Origin of the sequence: Streptomyces sp. RKAG337, assembly GCF_023701715.1 — a bacterium.
Lineage (GTDB): Bacteria > Actinomycetota > Actinomycetes > Streptomycetales > Streptomycetaceae > Actinacidiphila.
In genome coordinates this window covers 2,995,352-3,018,084 of record NZ_JAJOZA010000001.1, presented here as the reverse complement: position 1 = coordinate 3,018,084, position 22,733 = coordinate 2,995,352, and the positions used below count along the sequence as shown (strand labels likewise).

The window sequence follows — 22,733 nt, the reverse complement described above, 5'->3', positions numbered from 1 at the left end:
ATGCTCGAAGGTAGCGCCGACGAGCCCCGCCTGTCATGGCCGTCTTGCTTAACGGTCATGACAGGCGGGGCTTAACAGATGCCGGTCCGGGATCCGCAGGTCGGAGCGGTGCGGCCGGCGGGCGGGTCAGACCTTCAGCGCCTCGGCGAGCGTCACCGTGAGCGGGGTGGTCGGGCGGCCGATCAGCCGGGCCAGGTCGCCGGTGGTGAGGGCGAGGCGGCCGCGCGAGATCGCGTCGTCCACGTCGGCGAAGATCTCGGCGAAGTCCGCGGGCATTCCCGTACCGGTCAGCAGCGCGCGGAAGTCCTCGGCGGGCAGGTCGGTGTAGACGATCTCCTTGCCGGAGCGCTTCGCCACTTCGGCGGCGTACTCGGCCAGGGTCCAGGCGCGGTCGCCGCTCAGCTCGTAGGCGGCGTTCTCGTGACCGTCCCCGGCCAGCACGACGGCGGCCGCGGCGGCGTAGTCCCGGCGAGCGGCGGTGGCGACCCGGCCCTCGCGGGCACTGCCGACGACGGCGCCGTGCTCCAGCACCGTGTCGAGCCGGCCCGTGTAGTTCTCGGTGTACCAGCCGTTGCGCAGGAACGTGTACGGCAGCCCGGACGCGAGGATCAGCTCCTCGGTGTCGCGGTGGGCGTCGGCCAGCAGGAAGTCCGCCTCGGGCCCGCCGAGGATGCCGGTGTAGACGAGCCGGGCCACCCCCGCCTCCTTCGCGGCGTCGATCACCGCGGTGTGCTGTGCCACCCGGCCGTGCAGATCGTTGCTGGAGATCAGCAGCACGGTGTCACCGGGGTGGAAGGCGGCCTTGAGCGTCTCCGGGCTGTTGTAGTCGGCCGTCCGCAGTTCGACGCCGCGGGCGGCGAGGTCGGCGGCCTTGTCCGCGTCGCGGACCACGGCGGCGATGCGGTCGGCGGGCACGCGCTCCAGCAGCTCGTCGATGACGAGGCGGCCGAGCTGTCCGGTGGCTCCGGTGACAACGATGCTCATGGTGAGTGCTCCCCTGTAATCCCTGTAATAACGGCTCGGCCGGGTGGCCGCGCCGGATCGGCTTATGCACTCACCCTAGGACCTGCACTAACCAATCGTAAGTACCCACTTTGAGGTAAGGTACTGGCATGAGCGTAAGTATCGAGCCCAGTGCACTGGAGCAGCTGGTCGCCAGTGGGCCCCCACGGGACGTTCCCGACGTCTTCTCTGCGGACTGCCCCTCGCGGGTGGTGCTGGAGCACGTCACCAGCCGCTGGGGCGTGCTCGTCCTCGCCGCGCTGATCGACGGGACGCACCGGTTCAGCGCGCTGCGCCGGCAGGTGGGCGGGGTGAGCGAGAAGATGCTCGCCCAGACGCTCCAGGCGCTGGAGCGGGACGGCTTCGTGCACCGCGAGGCGTACCCCGTGATCCCGCCGCGCGTCGAGTACTCCCTCACCCCGCTCGGTGAGGGCGCCGCGCGGCGCGTCTGGGAGCTCGCCTGCTGGATCGGCGGCTCACTGCCTGACGTGTTCGAGGCGCGCGCGACGTACGACGCCGCGCACTGAACGAACCGGCCCGCGAACGAGCGCTGAACGAACCGGCCCGCTGAACGGCGATGCCCGCCGGGGGAGTCGTCGAACTCCCCGGGCGGGCATCCGCGTGGACCGCTCCGTCGTGTGCCGGTGTGCCGGTGTGGCGCTGTGCCGATGTTGCGATGTTGCGATGTGGTGCTGTGCCGGTGTGGTGGTGTGCCGGTCGTCAGCCGACGACCGTCCAGGTGTCCTGGCCGGCGAGCAGCGCGGCGAGGTCGCCCTTGCCCTTCTCCTCGACGGCCCGCTCCAGCTGATCCGACATGTCGGCGTCGTAGACCGGCCGTTCTACGCTGCGCAGCACCCCGATGGGGGTGTGGTGCAGCGTGTCCGTGTCGGCGAGGCGCGACAGGGCGAAGGCGGTGGTGGGCGACGCGGCGTGGGAGTCGTGGACGAGCACCCCTGCCGTCCCTTCCACGGTCACGTCGATCACCTTGAGTTCGCCGGTGGCCATGTCCCTGACGACGCCCTTGGAGCCCAGACCGTCCTCGGCGGGCGCGCCGAACCGGATCGGCTGCCCGTGCTCCAGCCGGATCAGGGCGTCCTGCGCCGTCTGCTGGTCCTTGAGCGCGTCGAAGGCGCCGTCGTTGAAGATGTTGCAGTTCTGGTAGATCTCCACCAGCGCGGTGCCCGGGTGGGCGGCGGCCTCGCGCAGCACCGACTGCAGGTGCTTGCGGTCGGAGTCGATGGTGCGCGCCACGAAACTGGCCTCGGCGCCGATGGCGAGCGAGACCGGGTTGAACGGCGCGTCCAGTGAGCCCATCGGGGTCGATTTGGTGATCTTGCCGACCTCGGAGGTGGGCGAGTACTGGCCCTTCGTCAGACCGTAGATCCGGTTGTTGAACAGCAGGATCTTGAGGTTGACGTTGCGGCGCAGCGCGTGGATGAGGTGGTTGCCCCCGATGGACAGCGCGTCCCCGTCGCCGGTGACCACCCAGACGCTCAAGTCCCGCCGGGAGGAGGCGAGTCCGGTGGCGATGGCCGGGGCGCGGCCGTGGATGGAGTGCATCCCGTAGGTGTTCATGTAGTACGGGAAGCGCGACGAGCAGCCGATGCCGGAGACGAAGACGACGTTCTCGCGGGCGAGTCCCAGCTCGGGCATGAAGGACTGGACGGCGGCGAGGACCGCGTAATCACCGCAGCCGGGGCACCAGCGCACCTCCTGGTCCGTCTTGAAGTCCTTCATCGACTGCTTGGTGTCGGACTTGGGGACCAACGACAGGGCCGGGAGCCCCGGCGTGGGGTGGTCGGCGATGGTTGCCTCAGACATCTGCGCCCTCCTCCATGATGGCGTGAGCGAGCTGTTCGGCCTTGAACGGGAGGCCGGTGACCTGGTTGTACGAGCGGGCGTCCACCAGGTACTTCGCCCGCAGCAGGTGGGCGAGCTGGCCGAGGTTCATCTCGGGGACCACCACCTTGTCGTAACGCTTCAGAACCTCTCCGAGATTCCTCGGGAACGGGTTGAGGTGGCGCAGATGGGCCTGCGCGACCTGGCCGCCGCCGGCCCGGATCCGCCGTACCGCGGCGGTGATCGGACCGTACGTCGAGCCCCAGCCGATCACCAGGGTGCGGGCGTGCGGCTGTCCGTCGACGACGCTCGGGTCGTCGACCTCCACGTCCGGTACGTCGATGCCGTCGATCTTCGCCTGGCGGGTGCGGACCATGAAGTCGTGGTTGGCCGGGTCGTAGGAGATGTTGCCCGTGCCGTCCTGCTTCTCGATGCCGCCGATCCGGTGTTCGAGGCCGGGCGTGCCGGGCACCGCCCAGGGGCGGGCCAGCGTCTGCGGGTCGCGCTTGTACGGCCAGAACGCCTCGTCGCCGTTGTCCAGCGTGTGGTTCGGGCCGGTGGCGAACTGCACCCGCAGGTCCGGCAGTTCGTCGATGTCGGGGATCCGCCACGGCTCGCTGCCGTTGGCCAGGTAGCCGTCGGACAGCAGGAACACCGGGGTGCGGTAGGCGAGGGCGATCCGGGCCGCCTCGATGGCGGCGTCGAAGCAGTCGGCGGCGGTGGCCGGGGCCACGATCGGCACCGGCGCCTCGCCGTTGCGCCCGTACATCGCCTGCAGCAGGTCGGCCTGCTCGGTCTTGGTCGGCAGTCCGGTGGACGGCCCGCCGCGCTGGATCGCCACCACCAGCAGCGGCAGTTCCAGCGACACCGCCAGCCCGATGGTCTCCGACTTCAGCGCCACACCGGGTCCCGAGGTGGTGGTGACGGCCAGCGCCCCGCCGAACGCCGCGCCGAGCGCCGCGCCGATGGCCGCGATCTCGTCCTCGGCCTGGAACGTCCGCACGCCGAAGTTCTTGTGCTTCGACAGCTCGTGCAGGATGTCGGAGGCCGGGGTGATCGGGTACGAGCCCAGGTACAGCGGCAGGTCGGCCTGCTTGCTCGCGGCGACCAGGCCGTACGACAGCGCCAGGTTCCCCGAGATGTTGCGGTAGGTGCCCGCCGGGAAGGCGGCGGAGGCCGGGGCGATCTCGTAGGAGACCGCGAAGTCCTCGGTGGTCTCCCCGAAGTTCCAGCCGGCCCGGAACGCCGCGACGTTGGCCTCGGCGATGTCGGGCTTGTTCGCGAACTTCTTCCGCAGGAACTTCTCGGTTCCGTCGGTCGGCCGGTGGTACATCCACGACAGCAGGCCCAGCGCGAACATGTTCTTCGCGCGCTCCGCGTCCTTGCGCGCCAGCCCCGAGTCCTTCAGGGCCTCCACGGTCAGGCTCGTCAGCGGCACCGGATGGATCGCGTACGCCTCCAGCGAGCCGTCCTCCAGCGGGCTGGCCGCGTAACCGACCTTCGCCATCGCCCGCTTGGTGAACTCGTCCGTGTTGACGATGATCTCCGCGCCGCGCGGCAGATCGGCGATGTTCGCCTTCAGCGCGGCCGGGTTCATCGCGACGAGCACGTTGGGCGCGTCGCCGGGCGTGAGGATGTCGTGATCGGCGAAGTGGAGCTGGAAACTGGACACACCCGGCAGGGTTCCCGCGGGTGCCCGGATCTCGGCGGGGAAGTTCGGCAGCGTGGAGAGGTCGTTCCCGAACGACGCCGTCTCCGAGGTGAACCGGTCACCCGTGAGCTGCATTCCGTCACCCGAGTCCCCGGCGAACCGGATGATCACCCGGTCCAGCCGCTGGACCTCCTTGGCCGGTTTGCGCTGTTCACCGAGCAGCGGCTGTCCTACGGCTGGGCTGCTGACCTGGCTGGTCACTGAATCGGACCTCCTTCGAGGCGGCGGCTCACGGACACGGTCATGACCGTTGATCCCACCCACATGCTACGGGGGTAAGGGTCACCTTCCTGGGGTTTGACCGCTTCCTGCACGTCGCGCTGAGCTTTTGTCTGCCACGTTGTGTCACAGTTCGATCGCCCCCCAAGCCCTCACTCGTACGACGCTGTCGCGTGGTGCTTCAGTTCTACGACCGCGCGCATGAGTGGGACTCAATGCCAGTGCGTGCTGCTCCGTACCGGTGTGTGGTGCGCCGTGCCCGAACGGCCGGTGCGCCATGCCAGCATCTGACACTCTGTCAGATGATCATGAATTGAGATAGGTGAGTACGGCCAGCACCCGCCGGTGATCCCCGCCACTCGGTGCCAGCCCCAGCTTCAGGAAGATATTGCTCACGTGCTTCTCCACCGCGCCGTCGCTCACCACGAGTTGAGCGGCCACCGCGGAGTTCGTCCGGCCCTCGGCCATCAGGCCCAGCACCTCGCGCTCGCGCGGCGTGAGCCCCGCCAGAACGTCCTGCTTCCGGCTCCGGCCCAGCAGCTGCGCCACGACCTCGGGGTCCAGCGCGGTACCGCCCTGGGCCACCCGGACCACGGCGTCCACGAACTCGCGGACCTCCGCCACCCGGTCCTTGAGCAGATAGCCGACGCCACGGCTGCTGCCGGCCAGCAGCTCCGTCGCGTACTGCTCCTCGACGTACTGCGACAGCACCAGCACACCCACCCCGGGATGCTCCCGGCGCAGCTGAACGGCGGCCCGCACACCTTCGTCCGTATGGGTGGGCGGCATCCTGACGTCCGCCACCACCACATCGGGGAGATTGCCCTCGTCCGCCATCTCTCCGATGACCTTGATCAGTGCCACGGCGTCGCCCACTCCCGCGACGACATCGTGACCCCGGTCGGTCAGCAGCCGGGTCAGGCCCTCCCGAAGCAGTACCGAATCCTCGGCGATGACGACCCGCACCCTGTCTCCCACGTTTTCCAGCCCCCCACATTCGATGTGACCACCCCAGCATTCCAGTATCCGGACCCGGGATGGGGAGCCGGCCGCCCCCAATCGCCGGACGGACCAGGATTTCCGGGTCCGGCCGGCGACGAGGGGCGTGGGGTGGGGGCGGTTCCAGCGGGTGGAGGTCGCGCGGAAACCGGGGAGTGCCAGGAGGTCCCGGTGGGTGTCACACCCGCCAGGGGAGTTCGGCGGTGATCCGGGTCGGGCCGCCGGCGGGGGAGTCGACGGCCAGCACACCGTCGACGGCGTCCAGCCGCTCCATCAGCCCCGCCAGCCCCGAACCGGCCGAGGTGTCGACGCCGCCGACGCCGTTGTCGGAGACGTACAGCATCATCCGGTCCGCGGACCGCCAGATGTCGACCTGGGCCTTCGAGGCCCCGCTGTGCTTGCTGATGTTCTGCAGCAGCTCGGAGACCGTGAAGTACGCGATGCCCTCGATCGCGGGCACCGGGCGGGCCGGCAGGTCCACGGTCACGCTCACCGGCACCGTGCAGCGCGCGGCGACCGCCGACAGGGCCGGGCCGAGACCGCGGTCGGTGAGGATCGCGGGGTGGATGCCGCGGGCCAGATCGCGCAGCTCCTGGAGGGCGATCTTCACCTCGCCGTGCGCCTCGCCGACCATGACGGCCGCGGCCTGCGGGTCCTCCAAAAGCTTCTCCTTGGCGAGGCCGAGGTCCATCGCCAGGGCGACGAGCCGGGCCTGTGCCCCGTCGTGCAGATCGCGCTCGATGCGCCGCAGGTCGGCCGCCGCGTGGTCCACGACGACTCCTCGGTCCGACTCCAGCTCGGTGACCCGGGTGGCCAGCTTCGACGGGCCGAGCAGCCCCGACACCATGAGCCGGTCGACGTGCGCCATGCCGCGGAACATCCACGGGGCGGCGAGGACGAGGACCAGGCCCACGCTGGAGGTGAGCACCATGTCGCCGGCGGTGTGCAGGTACCAGCCGCCACCGTTGTCGTCGCCGTCCAACTGCAGCCCCGACTGGCCGAGGTAGACGGGGAAGATCCACCGCCACAGCGGGTAGGTCAGGAAGCCCCAGCCGTAGAAGAAGAACGAGATCGAGACGCAGAAGCTGAAGACCGCCCACGGGAAGTGCAGGAAGCAGTAGAGGGCGTGCCGCCAGGAGACGCCGCTCTTGAGCTGGGCGCCCAGCCACCCCATGAAACCGCCCTTGGCGGCGCGGACCGGGCCCGGCTCGGGCACGTCGTGACGCAGCAGCGCGCGGGACCGGGCCCGCTCGATGATGCCGATGCCCCGGCAGCCCGCGAGGCCCGCGGCCAGGACCGGCAGTCCGAGGAAGGTGATGAGGAGGCCGGCGCCGACCGAGAGCATCGTCACGACGTAGACGAAGCTGAAGATGCCCATGGGCAGGTTCAGCAGCAGGTAGGCCAACTCACGCCAGGTCCTCGCCTCGAACGGCGCGCGAAGCACCGCTGGGACGCGGTGCTCGCGCGGTGCCGGCGAAAAGTCGTAAGCCATGGTTCCGTCCGTCCTCTGGTTTCTGCTCCCCTATGACATACAGCCTGGTCGAACGGCGCTTTCCCGCCCATGGTGCGGATCGGCGTGTTCGGGAGGGGGATATCCCTACCCCGCGTGGTGGCCCTGGCGTGCGGACCCGCTCCGGGGCGGCGCCTGCTCGCGGTCGCGCCAGGGGAGTTCGGCGGTGATGGTCGTCGGGCCGCCGACGGGGGAGTCCACGACGAGCAGGCCGTCGACGGAGTCGAGCCGCTCGGCCAGCCCGGCGAGACCCGTACCGCCGGTGGTGCCGGCGCCGCCGTTCCCGTCGTCCCTGACCTGGATCATCAGCCGCTCCTGCGAACGCCACAGGTCGACGCCGGCGGTGCGCGCGCCGCTGTGCTTGCTGATGTTCTGCAGCAGCTCGGACACGGTGAAGTACGCGATGCCCTCGATCGCCGCCGCGGGCCGGGCGTTCAGGTCGACACCGACCTGGACCGGCACCGTGCAGCGCGCCGCGACCGACGACAGCGCCGCGTTCAGACCGCGGTCGGTGAGGATCGCGGGGTGGATGCCGCGGGCCAGATCGCGCAGTTCCTGGAGGGCGATCTTCACCTCGCCGTGCGCCTCACCCACCATCTTGGCGGCCGCCTCCGGGTCCTCCAGCAGTTTCTCCTTGGCCAGCCCGAGGTCCATCGCGAGCGCGACGAGCCGGGCCTGTGCCCCGTCGTGCAGATCGCGCTCGATGCGCCGCAGGTCGGCCGCCGCGTGGTCGACCACGACCCCGCGGTCCGACTCCAGCTCCGCGATCCGCTGCTCCAGCTCGTCCGACGGCTGCAGCAGCCCCCGCACCATCACCCGGTCCACGGTGGTCAGCCCGCGTGCGATGAAGCCGAGCGCGGGCCAGGCGACGAAGAGCGAGGCGAAGGTGAGGGTGAAGGTGAGGACGCCCCAGGGCAGCCGGATGGCGAAGTACAGCGCGTGCCGCCAGGCGACCGGGTCCTTGAGCGTCGCCCACAGCCACGGCAGGAAGCCGAAGGTGCTCGGCCGCATCGGCCGGGGATCGTCGATCACCACCCCCAGCATCTCGCGGGCGCGCGCCCGCTCAAGTCTGCCGAGCAGCCGGCAGCCGATGAGCCCGCCCGCGAGCAGGGGCAGTCCGATCACCGTGACCGACAGCCCGATACCGATCGCCAGCATCGTCACGACGAAGACGAAGCCGATGATCACGATCGGCAGGTTCAGCAGCAGGTACCCGACTTCCTTCCAGGTCACCGCGCCGTACGCGAGCCGCGGTGGCGGCAGCGGGGCGGGTTCGGCGGAGGTCGGGACAGCAGGACTCGGGCTCATGCTCCCAGCCTGCCGGTAGGGGCGGCGGGAGCGCCATGGGGTTCATAGGGCGGGACAAGGTGGGGTTAACCCCCCTGAGGCCTGCACGGCCGCTTCCCGCGCTCAAGTCAGGGCCTAGACTCCCTCCGTATAGATCGTCTAAAGATCCACTGGGATCGCTGGACAACGAGGGAACGAGGGGCGGACGGACGTGGACTACTTCCACGGCTACTCGGTCGTCGGTCTGGTCGCGGTGGTCGGGGTGCTCTTCGTGGCCGTGGCCTTCGGCGCCGGGCGGCTTTTGCGGCCGGTCGTGCCGACACAGGAAAAGATGCTCACGTACGAGTGCGGGGTCGACCCCGTCGGCGAGGGCTGGGCGCACACCCAGATCCGCTACTACGTGTACTCCTTCCTCTACGTCATCTTCGCGGTGGACACGATCTTCCTGTTCCCCTGGGCGACGGTCTTCGCCGCGCCCGGATTCGGCGCGACCACGCTGGTGGAGATGTTCGTCTTCATCGGCTTCCTGGCCGTCGGCCTGCTCTACGCCTGGAAGAAGGGCGTCCTCGAATGGACGTGACCCCTGTGACTCCCGCGACGTCCGGTCCTGATGCTTCCGGTGCTTCCGGTGCTTCCGGGCCGGACGGGAGCGAGGTCCAGTACCTGCCGGAACCGCGCCGGCTGGGCACCCTCGCCCGGCTCGCGCCGGAACCGATGAAGGTGATCCTGAACTGGGGCCGCCGCTACAGCCTGTGGGTCTTCAACTTCGGACTCGCCTGCTGCGCGATCGAGTTCATCGCGGCGTCGATGGCCCGGCACGACTTCATCCGGCTCGGCGTCATCCCGTTCGCGCCCGGCCCCCGGCAGGCCGACCTGATGATCGTCTCCGGCACCGTCACGGACAAGATGGCGCCGGCCGTCCGGCGGCTCTACGAGCAGATGCCCGAGCCGAAGTACGTCATCTCCTTCGGCGCCTGCTCCAACTGCGGCGGCCCGTACTGGGACTCGTACTCCGTCACCAAGGGCGTCGACCAGATCATCCCCGTCGACGTCTACGTCCCCGGCTGTCCGCCGCGGCCGGAGGCGCTGCTCCAGGGGATCCTCAAGCTCCAGGAGAAGATCGCCCGCGAGTCCCTCGCCGACCGGTACGCCGATGGCCCGGTGGCCCGCCCGTCCGTGGCGGCCCTGAGCAGCAAGCTGATCGCCGCACCGCCGACGCCGGGGGAGGACCAGCGATGACGACCCCGGAACCGGGTGCGGAGTCGGAGGCAGAGCCGGGCAATGATCCGGGCGTTGAGCCGGGCGTTGAGCCGGGCGTTGAGCCGGGCGCGGGCGAAGCGACCGCAGGCGAAGCGTCGGCTGTCGCGCCCGTTCCCGCCGAGCCGGCCGTCGGGTGGCTGCCCGGTGGCGCGGCGGAGATCTTCGGGGCCGAGGCCACGGCGGTGGAGGCGTTCGGTCTGCTGACCGTGGACGTTCCGGCCGGCTCGTGGATCGCCGCGCTGGAGATCGCCAGGGACAAGCTCGGCTGCACCTACTTCGACTGGTTGAGCGCCGTCGACGAGGCCGCCGCGGGCTTCCGGGTCTGCGCGCACCTGGTGTCGCTGCCCGGCGCCGCGGCCGACGGCCGCATGGTGCGGCGGCTGCTCGTCCGCACCACGGTCCCGCACTCGGCGGCCGTGCTGCCGACCGCCATCGACGTCTTCGCGGGCGCGGGCTGGCACGAGCGCGAGACGCACGAGATGTTCGGCATCGACTTCACCGGCCACCCGCACCTGGTGCCGCTGCTGCTCCCCGACGAGTTCGAGGGCCATCCGCTGCGCAAGGACTTCGTCCTCGCCGCCCGCGTCGCCAAGGCGTGGCCCGGCGCCAAGGAGCCGGGCGAATCGGAGCACGGCGGGCCCAAGCGCCGGACGATGCTCCCGCCGGGCGTCCCGGACCCGAACGAATGGGGCCCGCTCAAGGGCCAGCTCCCGCCGGCCCCGGCCCGCCCGGCCCGCACCCCCCGTGCGGCGGGCGCGGCCGGTGCCGCGCGCGGTGCGGCCGGTGCCGGTGCGGGTGCGGGTGCCGCCGCCGAGCGGCCGGCCCGCCGGCCCCGCCCGGCGGGCGACCAGCCCGACGCCCCCTGGCAGCAGGCCCCGGCGGAGAAACCCACGCCGGTCGAGAAACCGGCTCCGGGTCCGGCTCCGGAGACCGCTCCGGAGACTGCTCCGCCCGCGGAACCCGCACCGCCTGCTGAGACCGCTCCGCCCGCTCCGCCCGTTCAACCCGCCCCGGCCACCCCGCCGGAGACCCCCGACACCGAGGGAGGACCGACCCCGTGAACGACATCCTCGATGTCGCGCTGCGGCTCGTCGCCGTTCTCGTCGTCTTCCTCACGTTCCCGCTCATCATCGGCCAGGCCGAGCACAAGGTGATGGCCCATATGCAGGGCCGGCTCGGCCCGATGTACGCGGGTGGCTTCCACGGGTGGGCCCAGCTGGTCGCCGACGGGGTGAAGTTCGCGCAGAAGGAGGACATCGTCCCGGCCGAGGCCGACCGGCGGATCTTCCAGCTGGCGCCGGCCGTCGCGCTGCTCCCCTATCTCCTGGTGCTGATCGCCATTCCGGTCGGCCCGAACGGCTTCGTGGGACAGGCCATCGACGCGGGGCTGTTCTTCGTGCTCGCGGTGATGGGCGTCGGGGTGCTGGGTTCGCTGATGGCCGGCTGGGCGTCGGCCAACAAGTTCTCGCTGCTCGGCGGGTTGCGTACGGCCGCCCAGCTGATGGCCTACGAACTGCCGATGCTGCTGGCGGCGGCCTCCGTCGCGATGGCCGCGGGCACGCTCTCGCTCCCCGGGATCGTCGACGCGTACCAGTGGTGGTGGACGCCGTGGCAGATCATCGGCGCCCTCGTCTTCTTCATCGCGGGCCTGGCCGAACTGCAGCGCCCGCCGTTCGACATGCCGGTCGCCGACTCGGAGATCATCTTCGGCGCGTACACCGAGTACACGGGTCTGCGCTTCGCGCTGTTCCTGCTGGCGGAGTACGCGGGCATCGTCGTGCTGTGCGGGCTGACCACCGTGCTGTTCCTCGGCGGGTGGCACGGTCCGTGGGCCGACAGCGTCGGCTGGGTGTGGACGCTGCTCAAGACCGCGGTGCTCGCCTTCGTCGTCATCTGGCTCCGGGTCACGTATCCGCGGCTGCGTGAGGACCAGCTGCAGAAGCTCGCCTGGACCGTCCTCATTCCACTCGCCCTGGCGCAGATCGCGCTGACCGGCGTCGTCAAGGTGGTGATCTCCTGATGCCCATTCCTGGCCACGGCCTGGCCAAGGGCCTTGCCGTCACCCTCAAGGCGATGACGCGCCGTTCCGTCACCGCGCAGTACCCCGATGTGCAGCCCGACCTGCCGCCGCGCAGCCGCGGCGTCATCGCGCTGTTCGAGGAGAACTGCACGGTCTGCATGCTGTGTGCGCGCGAATGCCCCGACTGGTGCATCTACATCGACTCCCACAAGGAGACGACGCCCGCCACCGCGCCCGGCGGGCGGGAGCGCAGCCGCAATGTGCTCGACCGCTTCGCCATCGACTTCTCGCTCTGCATGTACTGCGGGATCTGCATCGAGGTGTGCCCCTTCGACGCGCTGTTCTGGACGCCGGAGTTCGAGTACGCCGAGACCGACATCCTCGAACTGACCCATGAGCGCGACAAGCTCCGCGACTGGATGTGGACGGTGCCGGCCCCGCCGGCGCTCGACCCCGGTGCCGAGGAGCCCAAGGAGATCGCCGCCGCCCGCAAGGCGGCGGACAAGCTCATCGCCGCGCAGCAGGCGCAGCAAGCGGAACAGGCGGGACAGGCCGCGCAGGCCCAGTCGGCCGAACAGGCGGGACAGGCCGAGCAGGCACCACCGGAGAGCAGCGCATGAGCCTCGCAGCCGCCGCCGCGGCCCCTTCCGGATTCCTCTCCCCGACCGGGGTCGAGATCGCCTTCGTCCTCGTCGGCATCGCCACCCTCGGCGCCGCCCTGATCTCCGTCACCACCAAGCAGCTGGTGCACGCCGCGCTGTGGCTGGTGGTCGCGCTCGGCGGGCTCGCCGTCGAGTACCTGCTGCTGACGGCGGAGTTCATCGCCTGGGTGCAGGTGCTGATCTACGTCGGTTCCGTCGTGGTCCTGATCCTGTTCGGGCTGATGCTCACCCGCGCGCCCATCGGCCGCTCCCCGGACGCGGACTCCGACAACCGCTGGGTCGCGGTCACCGTGGCGGCCGCCTCCGCGATCACCCTGGTCTGGGTGGTCGTCGACGCGTTCCGCACCACGTGGATCGATCTGGACGGTCCGGTCCAGGGCTCCACCAAGGTCACCGGGCAGACCCTCTTCCAGCACTGGGTGCTGCCGTTCGAGGCGCTGTCGGTGCTGCTGCTCGCCGCCCTCGTCGGCGCCATCGTGCTGTCCCGCAAGAACCAGGACCAGGACAAGGAGAGCTGATGCACCTCGCCTATCCCGCCGTGCTCGCGGTCCTCCTCTTCTCCATCGGGCTCTACGGCGTCCTCGGCCGCCGCAACGCGATCCTCGTCCTGATGTCCGTCGAGCTGATGCTGAACGCGGTCAACCTCAACCTCGTCGCGTTCGACGTCTGGCTCCGCGACACCCTGCACGCCGGCCAGGCGCTGACGCTCTTCACCATCACCATCGCCGCCGCCGAGATCGGCATCGGCCTGGCGATCGTGCTGCTCGTCTACCGCAACCGCGGCAGCTCCGACGTCGACAAGCTCACCGACCTCGCCGAGAACGGCCTCGCCGGAACCGGTCCGGCCGGCGCGGGCAGCACGCCGGACGCGGCGGCAGACGAGAAGGCAGAGGCCACCGCGTGACCCTCACGACCCTTGCCGCGCTGGTTCCCGTCCTCCCGTTCCTCGGCGCGGCCGCCGGACTGCTGCTGGGCCGGCGGGCCCCCGGATTCGTCCGGCCGCTCGCTGTACTGCCGACCGCGGCGGCCTTCGTGCTGGCCGCGGTCGTCGCCGTGCGGCAGGGCAGCGGCGCGCCCACCGACGCCGCGACCCGGCTCACCCCGACCGGCTCGGTCCCCATCGACCTCGCCCTGCACCTGGACGGCTTCGCCGTCCTGATCGCGGTGCTCGTCGGCCTCGTGGCGACCTGCGTCCAGCTCTACTCGACGGCGTACCTGCGCGACGATCCCCGTTACCCCTCCTACGCCGCCCTGGTCTCCCTCTTCACCGCCGCCATGTTCCTGGTCGTCTACTCCGGCGACCTGATGGTGCTGCTGGTCGGCTGGGAGATCATGGGCATCTGCTCGTACTTCCTGGTCGGCCACTACTGGGAGACCGAGGTCGCCCGCGCGGCGTCCATGAAGGCGTTCCTCGTCACCAAGCTCGGTGACGTCCCCTTCATCATCGGCGTCTTCGCGCTCGCCACCGACGCGGGCACCTTCCGCATCAACGGGATCCTCACCGCCGCCACCCACGGCCAGCTCCAGCACCCGACGGTCATCGCGCTGCTGCTGCTCGCCGGAGTCGCCGGCAAGTCCGCCCAGTTCCCGCTGCACACCTGGCTGCCCGACGCGATGGCCGGCCCGACGCCGGTCTCCGCGCTGATCCACGCCGCGACCATGGTCGCGGCCGGCATCTACCTCGTCGCCCGGCTGCTGCCCGTCTTCACCGCCAGCGCGGCCGCGCTCGTGGTCCTCGCGGTCATGGCCGCCGTCACCATGATCGGCTCGGGTCTCGCGGCCCTCGCCCAGGACGACATCAAACGGGTACTGGCCTACTCGACGATCGGCCAGCTCGGTTACATGGCCGGCGCGCTCGCCGTCGGCGACCGCAGCGCCGCCGTCTTCCACCTCCTGTCCCACGGCGCCTTCAAGGCGCTGCTCTTCCTCGGCGCGGGCGTGGTGATCCACGCGGCCGGCACCAACTCGCTGTCCGCGATGTCCCGCATGGGCGACCTCGGCAAGCGCGCCCCGGACGCCATGTGGACGATGGGCATCGCCTTGGCGGCCCTCGCCGCCCTGCCCCCCTTCTCCGGCTTCTTCTCCAAGGAATCGGTGCTGCGCGCCGCCGAGCACGCCTCCGGCGGCCACACCGACGGCGTGCCGTCGGCGGTCGGCTGGACCGTGCTGGCCGCCGGGCTGATCACCGCCGTGCTCACCGCCGGCTATGCCACCCGGCTCTTCCTGCTCGCCTTCCGGGGCAGCGGCCCGCGCGCCGCCGACCACGGCCGCGAGCCCGCGATCATGAACGCCGTCCTATGGGTGCTCGCCGTCCCCAGCGTCGCGTTCGGCATGATCGCCCTCGTCCCGTCGGTCTTCGACCTCCCGAAGTGGTTCGACGGCACCGAGCTCACCCCGACCCTCCTCACCTCCGTCCTCGGCATCGGCCTCGCCCTCGTCGGCGTCCTCGTCACCTACGGCGCCTGGACGGCCGGTGCCGCCCGCCGGTCCGCCGCCCCGCTCGGCGCGATCGGCGCCGACTCGGGCGCTGAGCCCGCCGAGGCCGAGGCGACCGCCATCGCCGCGCACACCGCCGTCTACGGCGACATCGCGTCGTCCGACGACCCGGCCGACCCGGGCCGGCTGCTCCTCGGCCGCCTGCACCGCCACGCGGCGAGCGGCTTCCACCTCGACGCCGTCTACACGGTGCTCTTCGTCCGACCGGTGCTCGCCGCCGCGAACCTCGTGCGCTTCCTCGACCGCGAGGTCGTCGAGACCTACGTACGGGGAGCGGGCGCGGTGCCGCGCCTGCTCGGCGCGGCCGTCCGGCGCGCCCAGACCGGAAATGTCCAGACCTATCTCAGCGCGCTGCTGGCCGGTGCCGTCGTACTCGCCGTCCTCGTCGCCGTCGGAGCGTGAGCCGTGAACGACACCGCCCTCCAGTACGTGCTCGCAGGGATCGTCGTCCTGCCCCTGCTCGGCGCCGTCGGAGCCCTGCTCCCCGCGCCGCCCGGCCTCCGGGGGCGTGACCCGGACCAGGCCGTGCTCCGCCACGGCGTCACGGTCACCGGCGCCGTACTGATCCTGGCGATCGTCCTCGCGGCCGGCTTCGACCATGACCACCCGGCGACGATGCAGGCCAGCACCGACCTCACGTGGATCCCCGCCCTCAACATCCACATCCATCTCGGCGTCGACGGCATCTCGCTCCCCCTCCTCGTCCTGACCGCGCTGCTGACCTTCCTCTGCGCGCTCTACAGCTACTTCAAAATGCCCGCGGGCCCGTCCCCCAAGGCCTTCGTCGCCCTGCTCCTCGTCCTCGAAGCGGGCACCCTCAGCACCTTCGCCGTGCTGGACCTGATGCTCTTCTTCCTGGCCTTCGAGACCGTCCTCATCCCGATGTACTTCCTCATCGCGCGCTGGGGCGGCGCCGGCCGCGAGGCGGCCTCGCTGCGCTTCATCCTCTACACCCTCCTCGGCTCCGTGATCATGCTGCTCGGCCTGCTGCTCATCGGGCTGAAAGCGGGCACATTCGACATGGTGGCACTCGCCACTGACAACGGGTCGTCGCTCAGTCACTCCACGCAGTTGCTCGCGGTCCTCGCCATCGGCATCGGCTTCGCGATCAAGGCCCCGATGTGGCCGCTGCACAGCTGGCTCCCGGACGCCCACACCGCCGCGCCCACCGTCGGCTCCGTGCTGCTGGCCGGCGTGATGCTCAAGATGGGCACCTACGGATTCGTCCGCATCGCGCTGCCCGTCGCCCCGGACGGCATGCACACCTTCGCGCCCTACCTGGCCGCGTTCGCCGTCGTCGGCATCGTCTACGGGTCCCTCGCCTGTCTCGCGCTGGCCCGCAAGGGAGCCGGCGGCGACCTGAAGCGCCTCATCGCGTACTCCTCCGTCGGCCACATGGGCTTCGTGCTGCTCGGCATCGCGACCCTCACCCCCACCGGTGTGAACGGCGCGCTCTTCGCGAACGTCGCCCACGGCCTCATCACCGGCCTGCTCTTCTTCCTGGTCGGCGCCATCAAGGACCGCTACGGAACGAGCGACCTCGACCGCCTCACCGGGGAGAACGGCGCGGCCCTGTACGGCAGGGCCCCGCGGCTCGGCGGTCTGCTCGCCTTCGCCGCCGTCGCCTCCCTCGGCCTGCCCGGGCTGGCCGGCTTCTGGGGCGAGATGCTCGCCATGTTCGGCGCCTTCAAACCCGCCGACGGGCTCAGCCGCCCCACCTACCTGGTGTTCACGGCGGTCGCCGCGTTCGGCACCCTGCTCACCGCCGCGTACCTGCTGGCCGTCGTGCGCCGGGTCTGCATGGGGGACAGGGGCACCGCGGAGTCCGGGCAGCCGGTGCTGTCCGACGTCCACGGCTACGAGTTCGCCGCCTGGACCCCGCTCGCCGCCCTCACCGTCCTCGCCGGCCTGTGGCCCGCGGCCCTCCTCGGCCTCACCGACCCGGCCGTGCGCTCGCTCCTCGGAGGCAGCTGATGAGCATCCCCGTCACCGGCTCCCATGCCGCCTCCTCCCATGGAACCGGAACGCTCGCGGCGGACGCGGTCGGCTCCCTCGTGCAGTCCGTGGACTGGATCGCCATCGCCCCGGCGGCGATCCCCGCGGCCGTCGCGCTCGTCGTCCTGGTCGCCGACCTCTTCCTCCCCAAGGAGAGGAAGGCCCTGCTGGGCTGGGTCACCATCGCCGGCCTCGCGCTGGCCGGACTGGCCCTGGGCCCGCTGCGGGCCGGCCACCGCAAGACGTTCTGCCTCACCACCGACGCCGGTGACTGCTCCTACGCGGCCGACCACTTCACCGTCGTCATCCAGCTCCTCGTCCTCGGCGGCGCGCTGCTGACGGCGCTGCTCTCGATGCACGACATGGAGAAGTACCCGGCCGGCGAGTACTGGTTCCTGCTGCTGTCCTCGGCCGCCGGAGCCGCGCTGCTGCCCGCCTCCCGGGACCTGGCGACCCTGGTCGTCGCCCTCGAGGTCACGACGCTGCCCGCCTTCGCGCTCGTCGGCATCAAACGCGGCGACCGGCTCTCCTCCGAGGCCGCGCTCAAGTTCTTCCTCTCCTCCGTGGCGGCGACCGCCGTCACCCTGCTCGGCGTCAGCTTCGTGTACGCCGCCACCGGCACCCTCCACCTGGCGTCCATCGCGGACGGCCTCGGCGACGTACAGCCGCAACTCGCGACGCTCGCCAAGGTCGGCGCGGTCCTCACCCTCGTGGGCTTCGCCTTCAAGCTCGCCGCCGCGCCCTTCCACTTCTGGGTACCCGACACCTACGTGGGCGCGCCGCTGCCGATCGCCGCGTACCTCTCCGTCGTCGGAAAGGCCGCGGGCTTCTCCGGCCTCATCCTCATCACCGTGATCGCGTTCGAGCCGTACGCCGACGTCTGGGGCCCGGTCGTCGCCGTACTGGCCGCCCTGACGATGACGGTCGGCAACGTCGCCGCGCTGCGCCAGCGCGCCGGGTACGCGCACAGCGCGGTCCGGCTGCTGGCCTGGTCCTCCATCGGCCAGGCGGGCTATCTGCTGGTGCCGATCGCGGCCGCCGCGTACTCCGACGACCCGGAGCACCAGATCGGCACCACCGTGGCGTACGCCCTGATGTACGCGGCCGTGAACCTCGGCGCCTTCGCGGTGGCGGCCCTCGTCGCCCGAACGGCCCCCGCCAACCGTCTGACCGACTACCGGGGGCTCTACGCGAGCCGCCCGCTGACGGCCCTCGCGCTGGCGTTCTTCCTGCTCTGCCTGGCCGGGCTGCCGCCGGGCGTCATCGGGCTCTTCGCCAAGGTGGCGGTCTTCTCGTCGATCGTCGGTACGGGACCGGCCTGGCTGGCCGTCGTCATGGCCGTCAACGTGGTCATCGCGCTCGTCTACTACCTGCGCTGGACCGCGCTCCTGTTCGCGAAGCCGGAGGCCGGGCCGGCGACGGACGCCGGCGCCGCGGAAGGCACCGCAAAGGTCTCCGGAACGGTCGTCGGTGCGGTTGCCGGTGCGGTCACCGTGGGAGTGCCCGCCACCCGGGCGCCCGCCCCGCTCACCGCCGCCATCGCCCTCACCGCGATCGCCGGGATCGTGCTCTCCGGCGTCCCTCAGCTGGTCCTCCGCTACGCCTCGGGGGCGCTGCTCTGACCCCGCCCAGGGCGTGTGCACAAGGGAACTAGCGGCCTTCCGGTGGCGTTGACCAGTACAGGAGGTTCTCCTAAGAGGGGAGAAGGTTCCCCCGCCGCACACCTTGGAGGGCGCACCGTGCACCGCCGGCACAATGGGCTGAAGACCGCCGTACTCCTCGGCGGTCTGTCCGCACTCATCCTCGTCATCGGCAGCTTCTTCGGCCGGACGGGGCTCATCGTCGCCCTCGTCATCGCGATCGGCACCAACGCCTACGCGTACTGGAACAGCGACAAGCTGGCTCTACGCGCGATGCGCGCCCGCCCCGTCAGCGAGTTCGAGGCCCCAGCCCTCTACCGCATGGTCCGCGAGCTCTCCACGGCCGCGCGCCAGCCCATGCCGCGGCTGTACATCTCACCCACCGAAGCGCCCAACGCCTTCGCCACCGGGCGCAATCCGCGCAACGCGGCGGTCTGCTGCACCGACGGCATCCTGCAGATCCTCGACGAACGCGAGCTGCGCGGCGTGATCGGCCACGAGCTGAGCCATGTCTACAACCGCGACATCCTCATCTCGTCGGTCGCCGGCGCGCTCGCCTCCGTCGTCATGTTCCTCGTCAACTTCGCCTGGCTGATCCCCGTCGGCCGCTCCAACAACGACGAGGGACCCGGCATCCTCGGCATGCTGCTGCTGATGATCCTCGGCCCGCTCGCCGCCTCCGTCATCCAGCTCGCCGTCAGCCGCTCCCGCGAGTACGAGGCCGACGCCTCCGGTGCCCGCCTCACCGGCGACCCGCTCGCCCTGGCCAGCGCGCTGCGCAAGCTGGACGCGGGCACCAAGGCGCTGCCGCTGCCGCCCGAGCCGCGCCTCGAGACCGCCAGCCATATGATGATCGCGAACCCGTTCCGGCCCGGCACCACGTCGAAACTGTTCTCCACCCACCCCCCGATGGCCGAGCGCATCGCGCGCCTCGAACAGATGGCAGGACACCGCCCATGAAGACGATCCTGAACATCATCTGGCTCGTGCTCTGCGGCATCTGGATGGCGATGGCCTATGCCATCGCCGGCCTGATCTGCTGCATCCTCATCATCACGTTCCCGTGGGGCGTGGCCTCCTTCCGGATCGCCAACTACGCCCTGTGGCCCTTCGGCCGCACCACCGTCGAACGGCACGACGCGGGCGCGGGCTCCCTCATCGGCAACATCATCTGGATCGTCTTCGCCGGCTGGTGGCTGGCGCTGGGCCACATCGTGACCGGGATCGCCCTGTGCCTGACGATCATCGGCATCCCGTTCGGCATCGCGAACTTCAAGATGATCCCGCTCTCGCTGGTGCCGCTCGGCCGGGAGATCGTCCCGACCGACCGGCCGTTCGCCACGCGCTGAGCGATCGCCTCAGCTTCTCAGCCTCCTCAACCGCCCTGGCCGATGGTGTCCACGGTGTCGACGAGCTTCTCGAAGAAGAACTCGTGCTTGAGGAACGAGGTGTCGTACTCGTGCCCGGGATACGGCGGGATCAGCTGAGCCGCCTGGAACAGCCGCCAGCCGTCGCACAGCGCGGCCACCCCCGTCCCGTACGGCGGTTCGTCGCCGTCCCCGGTGGTCGGCGAGGTGGCGCCCGTCCCGTCGTAGGCGGACCACCCCACGACCTCGGAGTCCAGCGCCGACGTGGTCAGGTACAGCACCAGTACGCGCTGCCGCAGGGTGCTCGTGGCGCTCAAGGCCTTCACGGTGTCGGTCTCCACGGTGCTCATGCCTCGCTCCTCAGGTGCGCGGGGACGACGCGCTGCGGCCGGTTGGCGACGCGCGTCATCCAGTGGTCCAGGTCGTACGTGCTGTCGCCGGTCAGCGCCCGCCACAGCTTGATCCGGTTGTGGAACTCCAGCCGGGCGGCGGCGGCTTCGTACCAAGGGAAGCGCGTGCCCAGCTCGGCGGCGACCGCCGGGTCGGCGAGATCGCCGGTGTCCCAGAGCCGCAGCTGCCGGACCACCGGATTGAACCGGATCTTGAACATGTAGCGCGGGACGTCGCTGTCGTTGCGCCGGCCGCCGTGCCAGATCCCGTGGTGCAGGAACACCACGGTCCCGGCCGGGCACACCAGCCGGGTCTGCCCGCGCAGGTTCTGGTACCGGCCGGTGTCGCTCTCGTTCGTACGCCGCAGATGGCTGCCGGGCACGCTCAGCGTGCCGCCCATCTCCAGCGTCACCGCCTGCGGGTAGTACATGAGCTGTACGTCGAACGCGTCCGGCCGTACGTCGATGATCGCGTCGGCGTGCAGCGGCTGCGCCTGCCCGTCCCGGGGCCGGCGGATGTGCACCGCGTGATGGTCGACGGCCGGCCCGGGGCCCACGAGGCTGCGCAACGCTCCCGCCACCACCGGGAGTTCGACGAGGTCGCGGGCGAAGGACCCCCGCTCGTACGCCTCCTCCAGCGGCGTCCCGTACGGCACCTCCGGTATCCCGGCCGCCAGGACGCCCATCGCCCGCTCGTTCATCTCCTCCGGTACGACCGCGTCCATGCGCAGCGAGCCGTGCGCCACGAAGTGCGCCATCTGGACGGAGCTCAACAGGCTCCTGGTCTCCGTGCTGGTCCCAGTGCTGGTTTCCATGCGGCAACGGTAGAGAGGGATCCCCTGGCAGCGCGTGGGTCACACTCACCACTACTGGTACGTTTTCACCATGGATGCCGTCGCCCTCCACCTCGACGAGCCACCCCGGGTGGTGAACCTCGGAGTCGGTGTCCACGGCCCCGCCGGCCACACCGATGTCTTCCGGCTCCCGGACCTGTGGCAGCTGCACCTCTACCGCTACACGGCAGACCTCACCGTCGACGGCACCCCGCACGCCATCCGGCCCGGCCGCGTCAGCCTCGTCCCGCCCGGGGCGACCGTCAGATACCGCTACCGCGGCCGTTCCGAACACCTCTACGCCCATCTGCGCATCCCCGAGGCGGGCGAGCCCCGCAGCGTCCCCGTCATCCAGGACGCCGGCGCACAACTGCCCATGCTCTCCGCCCTGATGCTGCAGGCGGTGGCCGCCCAGCCCGGCAGCCCCGCCAGGACGGCGGCCGAGATCTGGGCCGTCCTGTGGCGCGTCGCCCACCTCACGGCCCCCGCCGCGTCCGACGGCCCGCACCCCGCCGTGGCCGCCGCCATCGCGCACATCGAGTCGCACCTCGCCGACCCGCTGACGGTCCCCGGCATCGCCCGCGCGGCGGGCGTCTCGCACAACCACCTCACCCGGCTGTTCCGCGCCGCGACCTGCGACACCGTCGTCACCTACATCCGGCGGCGCCGCCTGGAACGCGCCCGGCATCTGCTCGTCGAGTCGACGCTCTCCATCCCGGCCGTCGCCACCTCGGTCGGCATCGCGGACCTCCAGGCCTTCAACAAGGCCTGCCGCCGCGAACTCGGCGCCTCCCCGCGCGCCGTCCGGCAGGGCCCGCCGGTGCGCGGCGGCTCCGGAACGGGGTGAGGAACGCGGTGAGGGCGGCAACCGGGATGGTCCCGGCGGCCGCCCTCATCCACTTCACCACTCCACCGCTTCCCCCCAACGGGTCAGCGGTAGTTCACGTACTGCAGCGCGAAGTCGAAGTCCTTGCCCTTCAGCAGCGCCTGAACGGCCTGCAGATCGTCCCGGCTCTTCGAGCTGACCCGCAGCTCGTCGCCCTGGACCTGCGCCTTGATGCCCTTCGGGCCCTCATCGCGGATGATCTTCGCGACCTTCTTGGCGTTGTCCTGCGAAATCCCCTCCTCGATCGAGGCGAAGATCTTGTACTCCTTGCCGGAGAGCTGTGGCTCACCGGCGTCCAGCGACTTGAGCGAGATTCCCCGCTTGACCAGCTTGGTCTCGAAAACGTCGAGGATCGCCTTGACGCGCTCCTCCGAGTTCGCCTGCATCAGAATCTTCTCGCCCGACCAGTCGATCGAGGCCCCGACGTTCTTGAAGTCGTAGCGCTGCGAGATCTCCTTCGCGGCCTGGTTGAGGGCGTTGTCGACCTCCTGCCGCTCGACCTTGGAGACGATGTCGAAACTGGAGTCGGCCATCTTGAGTTGGCTCCTTGGCTGTGATCCGTCAGTACCGCGACCCGTCCCCGGGCCGCCCTCCCAGCCTAGCCACCGCGCCCGCCCC

Annotated in this window: 23 protein-coding genes; 14 read left to right on the top strand and 9 right to left on the bottom strand. The window is 70.8% G+C overall.

The features are described from left to right. Nucleotides 1-126: 126 nt before the first annotated feature. Nucleotides 127-984 (bottom strand): SDR family oxidoreductase, encoded by an 858-nt coding sequence (locus LNW73_RS13165; protein ID WP_250990023.1) that lies wholly within the window; start codon nt 982-984, stop codon nt 127-129. A gap of 128 nt (nt 985-1,112) precedes the next feature. On the opposite strand from LNW73_RS13165, the gene LNW73_RS13160 reads away from it, so the two are divergent. Further along, the gene (locus LNW73_RS13160) at nt 1,113-1,529 is read left to right on the top strand and encodes a winged helix-turn-helix transcriptional regulator (protein WP_250990022.1); all 417 of its coding nucleotides are present in this window, start codon (nt 1,113-1,115) and stop codon (nt 1,527-1,529) included. Nucleotides 1,530-1,722: 193 nt separating this feature from the next. Here the strand turns inward: LNW73_RS13160 and LNW73_RS13155 are convergent, their stop codons facing one another. From LNW73_RS13155 to LNW73_RS13135, 5 genes are all read right to left on the bottom strand, one after another. After that, a complete protein-coding gene (locus LNW73_RS13155; protein ID WP_250990021.1) occupies nt 1,723-2,823 on the bottom strand; it encodes a 2-oxoacid:ferredoxin oxidoreductase subunit beta in 1,101 nt (366 codons plus the stop codon). Then, complete coding sequence (locus LNW73_RS13150) at nt 2,816-4,753, bottom strand: 2-oxoacid:acceptor oxidoreductase subunit alpha (protein ID WP_250990020.1); 1,938 nt, start codon at nt 4,751-4,753, stop codon at nt 2,816-2,818. Before LNW73_RS13150 ends, LNW73_RS13155 begins: the two co-directional genes overlap by 8 nt. 324 nt (nt 4,754-5,077) lie before the next feature. Beyond that, complete coding sequence (locus LNW73_RS13145; protein ID WP_275946681.1) at nt 5,078-5,737, bottom strand: response regulator transcription factor; 660 nt, start codon at nt 5,735-5,737, stop codon at nt 5,078-5,080. 211 nt (nt 5,738-5,948) lie between these two features. Beyond that, the gene (locus LNW73_RS13140; RefSeq protein ID WP_250990019.1) at nt 5,949-7,262 is read right to left on the bottom strand and encodes a sensor histidine kinase; all 1,314 of its coding nucleotides are present in this window, start codon (nt 7,260-7,262) and stop codon (nt 5,949-5,951) included. A 105-nt stretch (nt 7,263-7,367) separates the two neighbouring features. Next, nucleotides 7,368-8,588: a sensor histidine kinase gene (locus LNW73_RS13135; protein ID WP_250990018.1), complete on the bottom strand. Its 1,221-nt coding sequence runs from the start codon at nt 8,586-8,588 to the stop codon at nt 7,368-7,370. Nucleotides 8,589-8,778: 190 nt separating this feature from the next. Here LNW73_RS13135 and LNW73_RS13130 point away from each other — a divergent pair, with 190 nt between their 5' ends. The 12 genes from LNW73_RS13130 to LNW73_RS13075 all read left to right on the top strand — a co-directional run bounded on the left by LNW73_RS13130 (nt 8,779) and on the right by LNW73_RS13075 (nt 19,989). Beyond that, nucleotides 8,779-9,147 carry an NADH-quinone oxidoreductase subunit A gene (locus LNW73_RS13130; protein ID WP_138359465.1) on the top strand — a complete coding sequence of 123 codons (369 nt, stop codon included), beginning with the start codon at nt 8,779-8,781 and terminating at the stop codon, nt 9,145-9,147. Beyond that, nucleotides 9,138-9,806 carry an NADH-quinone oxidoreductase subunit B gene (locus LNW73_RS13125; RefSeq protein ID WP_250990017.1) on the top strand — a complete coding sequence of 223 codons (669 nt, stop codon included), beginning with the start codon at nt 9,138-9,140 and terminating at the stop codon, nt 9,804-9,806. Before LNW73_RS13130 ends, LNW73_RS13125 begins: the two co-directional genes overlap by 10 nt. Further along, nucleotides 9,803-10,888, top strand: coding sequence for an NADH-quinone oxidoreductase subunit C (locus tag LNW73_RS13120; protein WP_250990016.1), 1,086 nt, complete (start codon nt 9,803-9,805; stop codon nt 10,886-10,888). Before LNW73_RS13125 ends, LNW73_RS13120 begins: the two co-directional genes overlap by 4 nt. Continuing rightward, nucleotides 10,885-11,847 carry an NADH-quinone oxidoreductase subunit NuoH gene (gene nuoH, locus LNW73_RS13115; protein ID WP_250990015.1) on the top strand — a complete coding sequence of 321 codons (963 nt, stop codon included), beginning with the start codon at nt 10,885-10,887 and terminating at the stop codon, nt 11,845-11,847. Before LNW73_RS13120 ends, nuoH begins: the two co-directional genes overlap by 4 nt. Further along, entirely contained in the window at nt 11,844-12,467 is a 624-nt protein-coding gene (locus LNW73_RS13110; RefSeq protein WP_250992902.1) for a NuoI/complex I 23 kDa subunit family protein, read from the top strand. Before nuoH ends, LNW73_RS13110 begins: the two co-directional genes overlap by 4 nt. Further along, nucleotides 12,464-13,027 carry an NADH-quinone oxidoreductase subunit J family protein gene (locus LNW73_RS13105; protein ID WP_250977244.1) on the top strand — a complete coding sequence of 188 codons (564 nt, stop codon included), beginning with the start codon at nt 12,464-12,466 and terminating at the stop codon, nt 13,025-13,027. The genes LNW73_RS13110 and LNW73_RS13105 overlap by 4 nt, the downstream gene beginning before the upstream one ends. Continuing rightward, nucleotides 13,027-13,413, top strand: a complete 387-nt coding sequence (nuoK, locus tag LNW73_RS13100; protein WP_250977245.1) for an NADH-quinone oxidoreductase subunit NuoK — start codon at nt 13,027-13,029, stop codon at nt 13,411-13,413. The genes LNW73_RS13105 and nuoK overlap by 1 nt, the downstream gene beginning before the upstream one ends. Then, nucleotides 13,410-15,407, top strand: a complete 1,998-nt coding sequence (locus tag LNW73_RS13095) for an NADH-quinone oxidoreductase subunit 5 family protein (protein WP_250990014.1) — start codon at nt 13,410-13,412, stop codon at nt 15,405-15,407. Before nuoK ends, LNW73_RS13095 begins: the two co-directional genes overlap by 4 nt. A gap of 3 nt (nt 15,408-15,410) precedes the next feature. Further along, nucleotides 15,411-16,979: a complex I subunit 4 family protein gene (locus tag LNW73_RS13090; RefSeq protein ID WP_250990013.1), complete on the top strand. Its 1,569-nt coding sequence runs from the start codon at nt 15,411-15,413 to the stop codon at nt 16,977-16,979. Next, the gene (locus LNW73_RS13085) at nt 16,979-18,622 is read left to right on the top strand and encodes an NADH-quinone oxidoreductase subunit N (RefSeq protein WP_250990012.1); all 1,644 of its coding nucleotides are present in this window, start codon (nt 16,979-16,981) and stop codon (nt 18,620-18,622) included. Before LNW73_RS13090 ends, LNW73_RS13085 begins: the two co-directional genes overlap by 1 nt. 117 nt (nt 18,623-18,739) lie before the next feature. Continuing rightward, entirely contained in the window at nt 18,740-19,600 is an 861-nt protein-coding gene (gene htpX / locus LNW73_RS13080) for a zinc metalloprotease HtpX (RefSeq protein WP_250990011.1), read from the top strand. Then, on the top strand, nt 19,597-19,989 hold the full coding sequence (locus LNW73_RS13075; protein WP_250977249.1) for a YccF domain-containing protein: 393 nt from the start codon (nt 19,597-19,599) through the stop codon (nt 19,987-19,989). Before htpX ends, LNW73_RS13075 begins: the two co-directional genes overlap by 4 nt. A gap of 26 nt (nt 19,990-20,015) precedes the next feature. On the opposite strand, the gene LNW73_RS13070 is transcribed toward LNW73_RS13075, so the two are convergent. Both LNW73_RS13070 and LNW73_RS13065 read right to left on the bottom strand, forming a co-directional pair. Beyond that, the gene (locus LNW73_RS13070) at nt 20,016-20,357 is read right to left on the bottom strand and encodes a hypothetical protein (RefSeq protein ID WP_250990010.1); all 342 of its coding nucleotides are present in this window, start codon (nt 20,355-20,357) and stop codon (nt 20,016-20,018) included. Continuing rightward, a complete protein-coding gene (locus LNW73_RS13065) occupies nt 20,354-21,211 on the bottom strand; it encodes a phytanoyl-CoA dioxygenase family protein (RefSeq protein WP_250990009.1) in 858 nt (285 codons plus the stop codon). The genes LNW73_RS13070 and LNW73_RS13065 overlap by 4 nt, the downstream gene beginning before the upstream one ends. A gap of 70 nt (nt 21,212-21,281) precedes the next feature. Between LNW73_RS13065 and LNW73_RS13060 the strand changes: the two genes are divergently transcribed. Further along, a complete protein-coding gene (locus LNW73_RS13060; RefSeq protein WP_250990008.1) occupies nt 21,282-22,076 on the top strand; it encodes an AraC family transcriptional regulator in 795 nt (264 codons plus the stop codon). A gap of 83 nt (nt 22,077-22,159) precedes the next feature. Here LNW73_RS13060 and LNW73_RS13055 read toward each other — a convergent pair whose 3' ends face one another. Then, nucleotides 22,160-22,648 (bottom strand): YajQ family cyclic di-GMP-binding protein, encoded by a 489-nt coding sequence (locus LNW73_RS13055; RefSeq protein WP_138352869.1) that lies wholly within the window; start codon nt 22,646-22,648, stop codon nt 22,160-22,162. Between the last annotated feature and the right edge of the window lie 85 nt (nt 22,649-22,733).

What these genes read in the sequence shown, in the direction of transcription:
- LNW73_RS13165 (WP_250990023.1), bottom strand. Translation starts at nt 984, where the DNA reads ATGAGCATCGTTGTCACCGGAGCCACCGGACAGCTCGGCCGCCTCGTC.
- LNW73_RS13160 (WP_250990022.1), top strand. Translation starts at nt 1,113, where the DNA reads ATGAGCGTAAGTATCGAGCCCAGTGCACTGGAGCAGCTGGTCGCCAGT.
- LNW73_RS13155 (WP_250990021.1), bottom strand. Translation starts at nt 2,823, where the DNA reads ATGTCTGAGGCAACCATCGCCGACCACCCCACGCCGGGGCTCCCGGCC.
- LNW73_RS13140 (WP_250990019.1), bottom strand. Translation starts at nt 7,262, where the DNA reads ATGGCTTACGACTTTTCGCCGGCACCGCGCGAGCACCGCGTCCCAGCG.
- LNW73_RS13135 (WP_250990018.1), bottom strand. Translation starts at nt 8,588, where the DNA reads ATGAGCCCGAGTCCTGCTGTCCCGACCTCCGCCGAACCCGCCCCGCTG.
- LNW73_RS13125 (WP_250990017.1), top strand. Translation starts at nt 9,138, where the DNA reads ATGGACGTGACCCCTGTGACTCCCGCGACGTCCGGTCCTGATGCTTCC.
- LNW73_RS13120 (WP_250990016.1), top strand. Translation starts at nt 9,803, where the DNA reads ATGACGACCCCGGAACCGGGTGCGGAGTCGGAGGCAGAGCCGGGCAAT.
- LNW73_RS13105 (WP_250977244.1), top strand. Translation starts at nt 12,464, where the DNA reads ATGAGCCTCGCAGCCGCCGCCGCGGCCCCTTCCGGATTCCTCTCCCCG.
- nuoK (WP_250977245.1), top strand. Translation starts at nt 13,027, where the DNA reads ATGCACCTCGCCTATCCCGCCGTGCTCGCGGTCCTCCTCTTCTCCATC.
- LNW73_RS13085 (WP_250990012.1), top strand. Translation starts at nt 16,979, where the DNA reads ATGAGCATCCCCGTCACCGGCTCCCATGCCGCCTCCTCCCATGGAACC.
- LNW73_RS13075 (WP_250977249.1), top strand. Translation starts at nt 19,597, where the DNA reads ATGAAGACGATCCTGAACATCATCTGGCTCGTGCTCTGCGGCATCTGG.
- LNW73_RS13070 (WP_250990010.1), bottom strand. Translation starts at nt 20,357, where the DNA reads ATGAGCACCGTGGAGACCGACACCGTGAAGGCCTTGAGCGCCACGAGC.
- LNW73_RS13065 (WP_250990009.1), bottom strand. Translation starts at nt 21,211, where the DNA reads ATGGAAACCAGCACTGGGACCAGCACGGAGACCAGGAGCCTGTTGAGC.
- LNW73_RS13060 (WP_250990008.1), top strand. Translation starts at nt 21,282, where the DNA reads ATGGATGCCGTCGCCCTCCACCTCGACGAGCCACCCCGGGTGGTGAAC.
- LNW73_RS13055 (WP_138352869.1), bottom strand. Translation starts at nt 22,648, where the DNA reads ATGGCCGACTCCAGTTTCGACATCGTCTCCAAGGTCGAGCGGCAGGAG.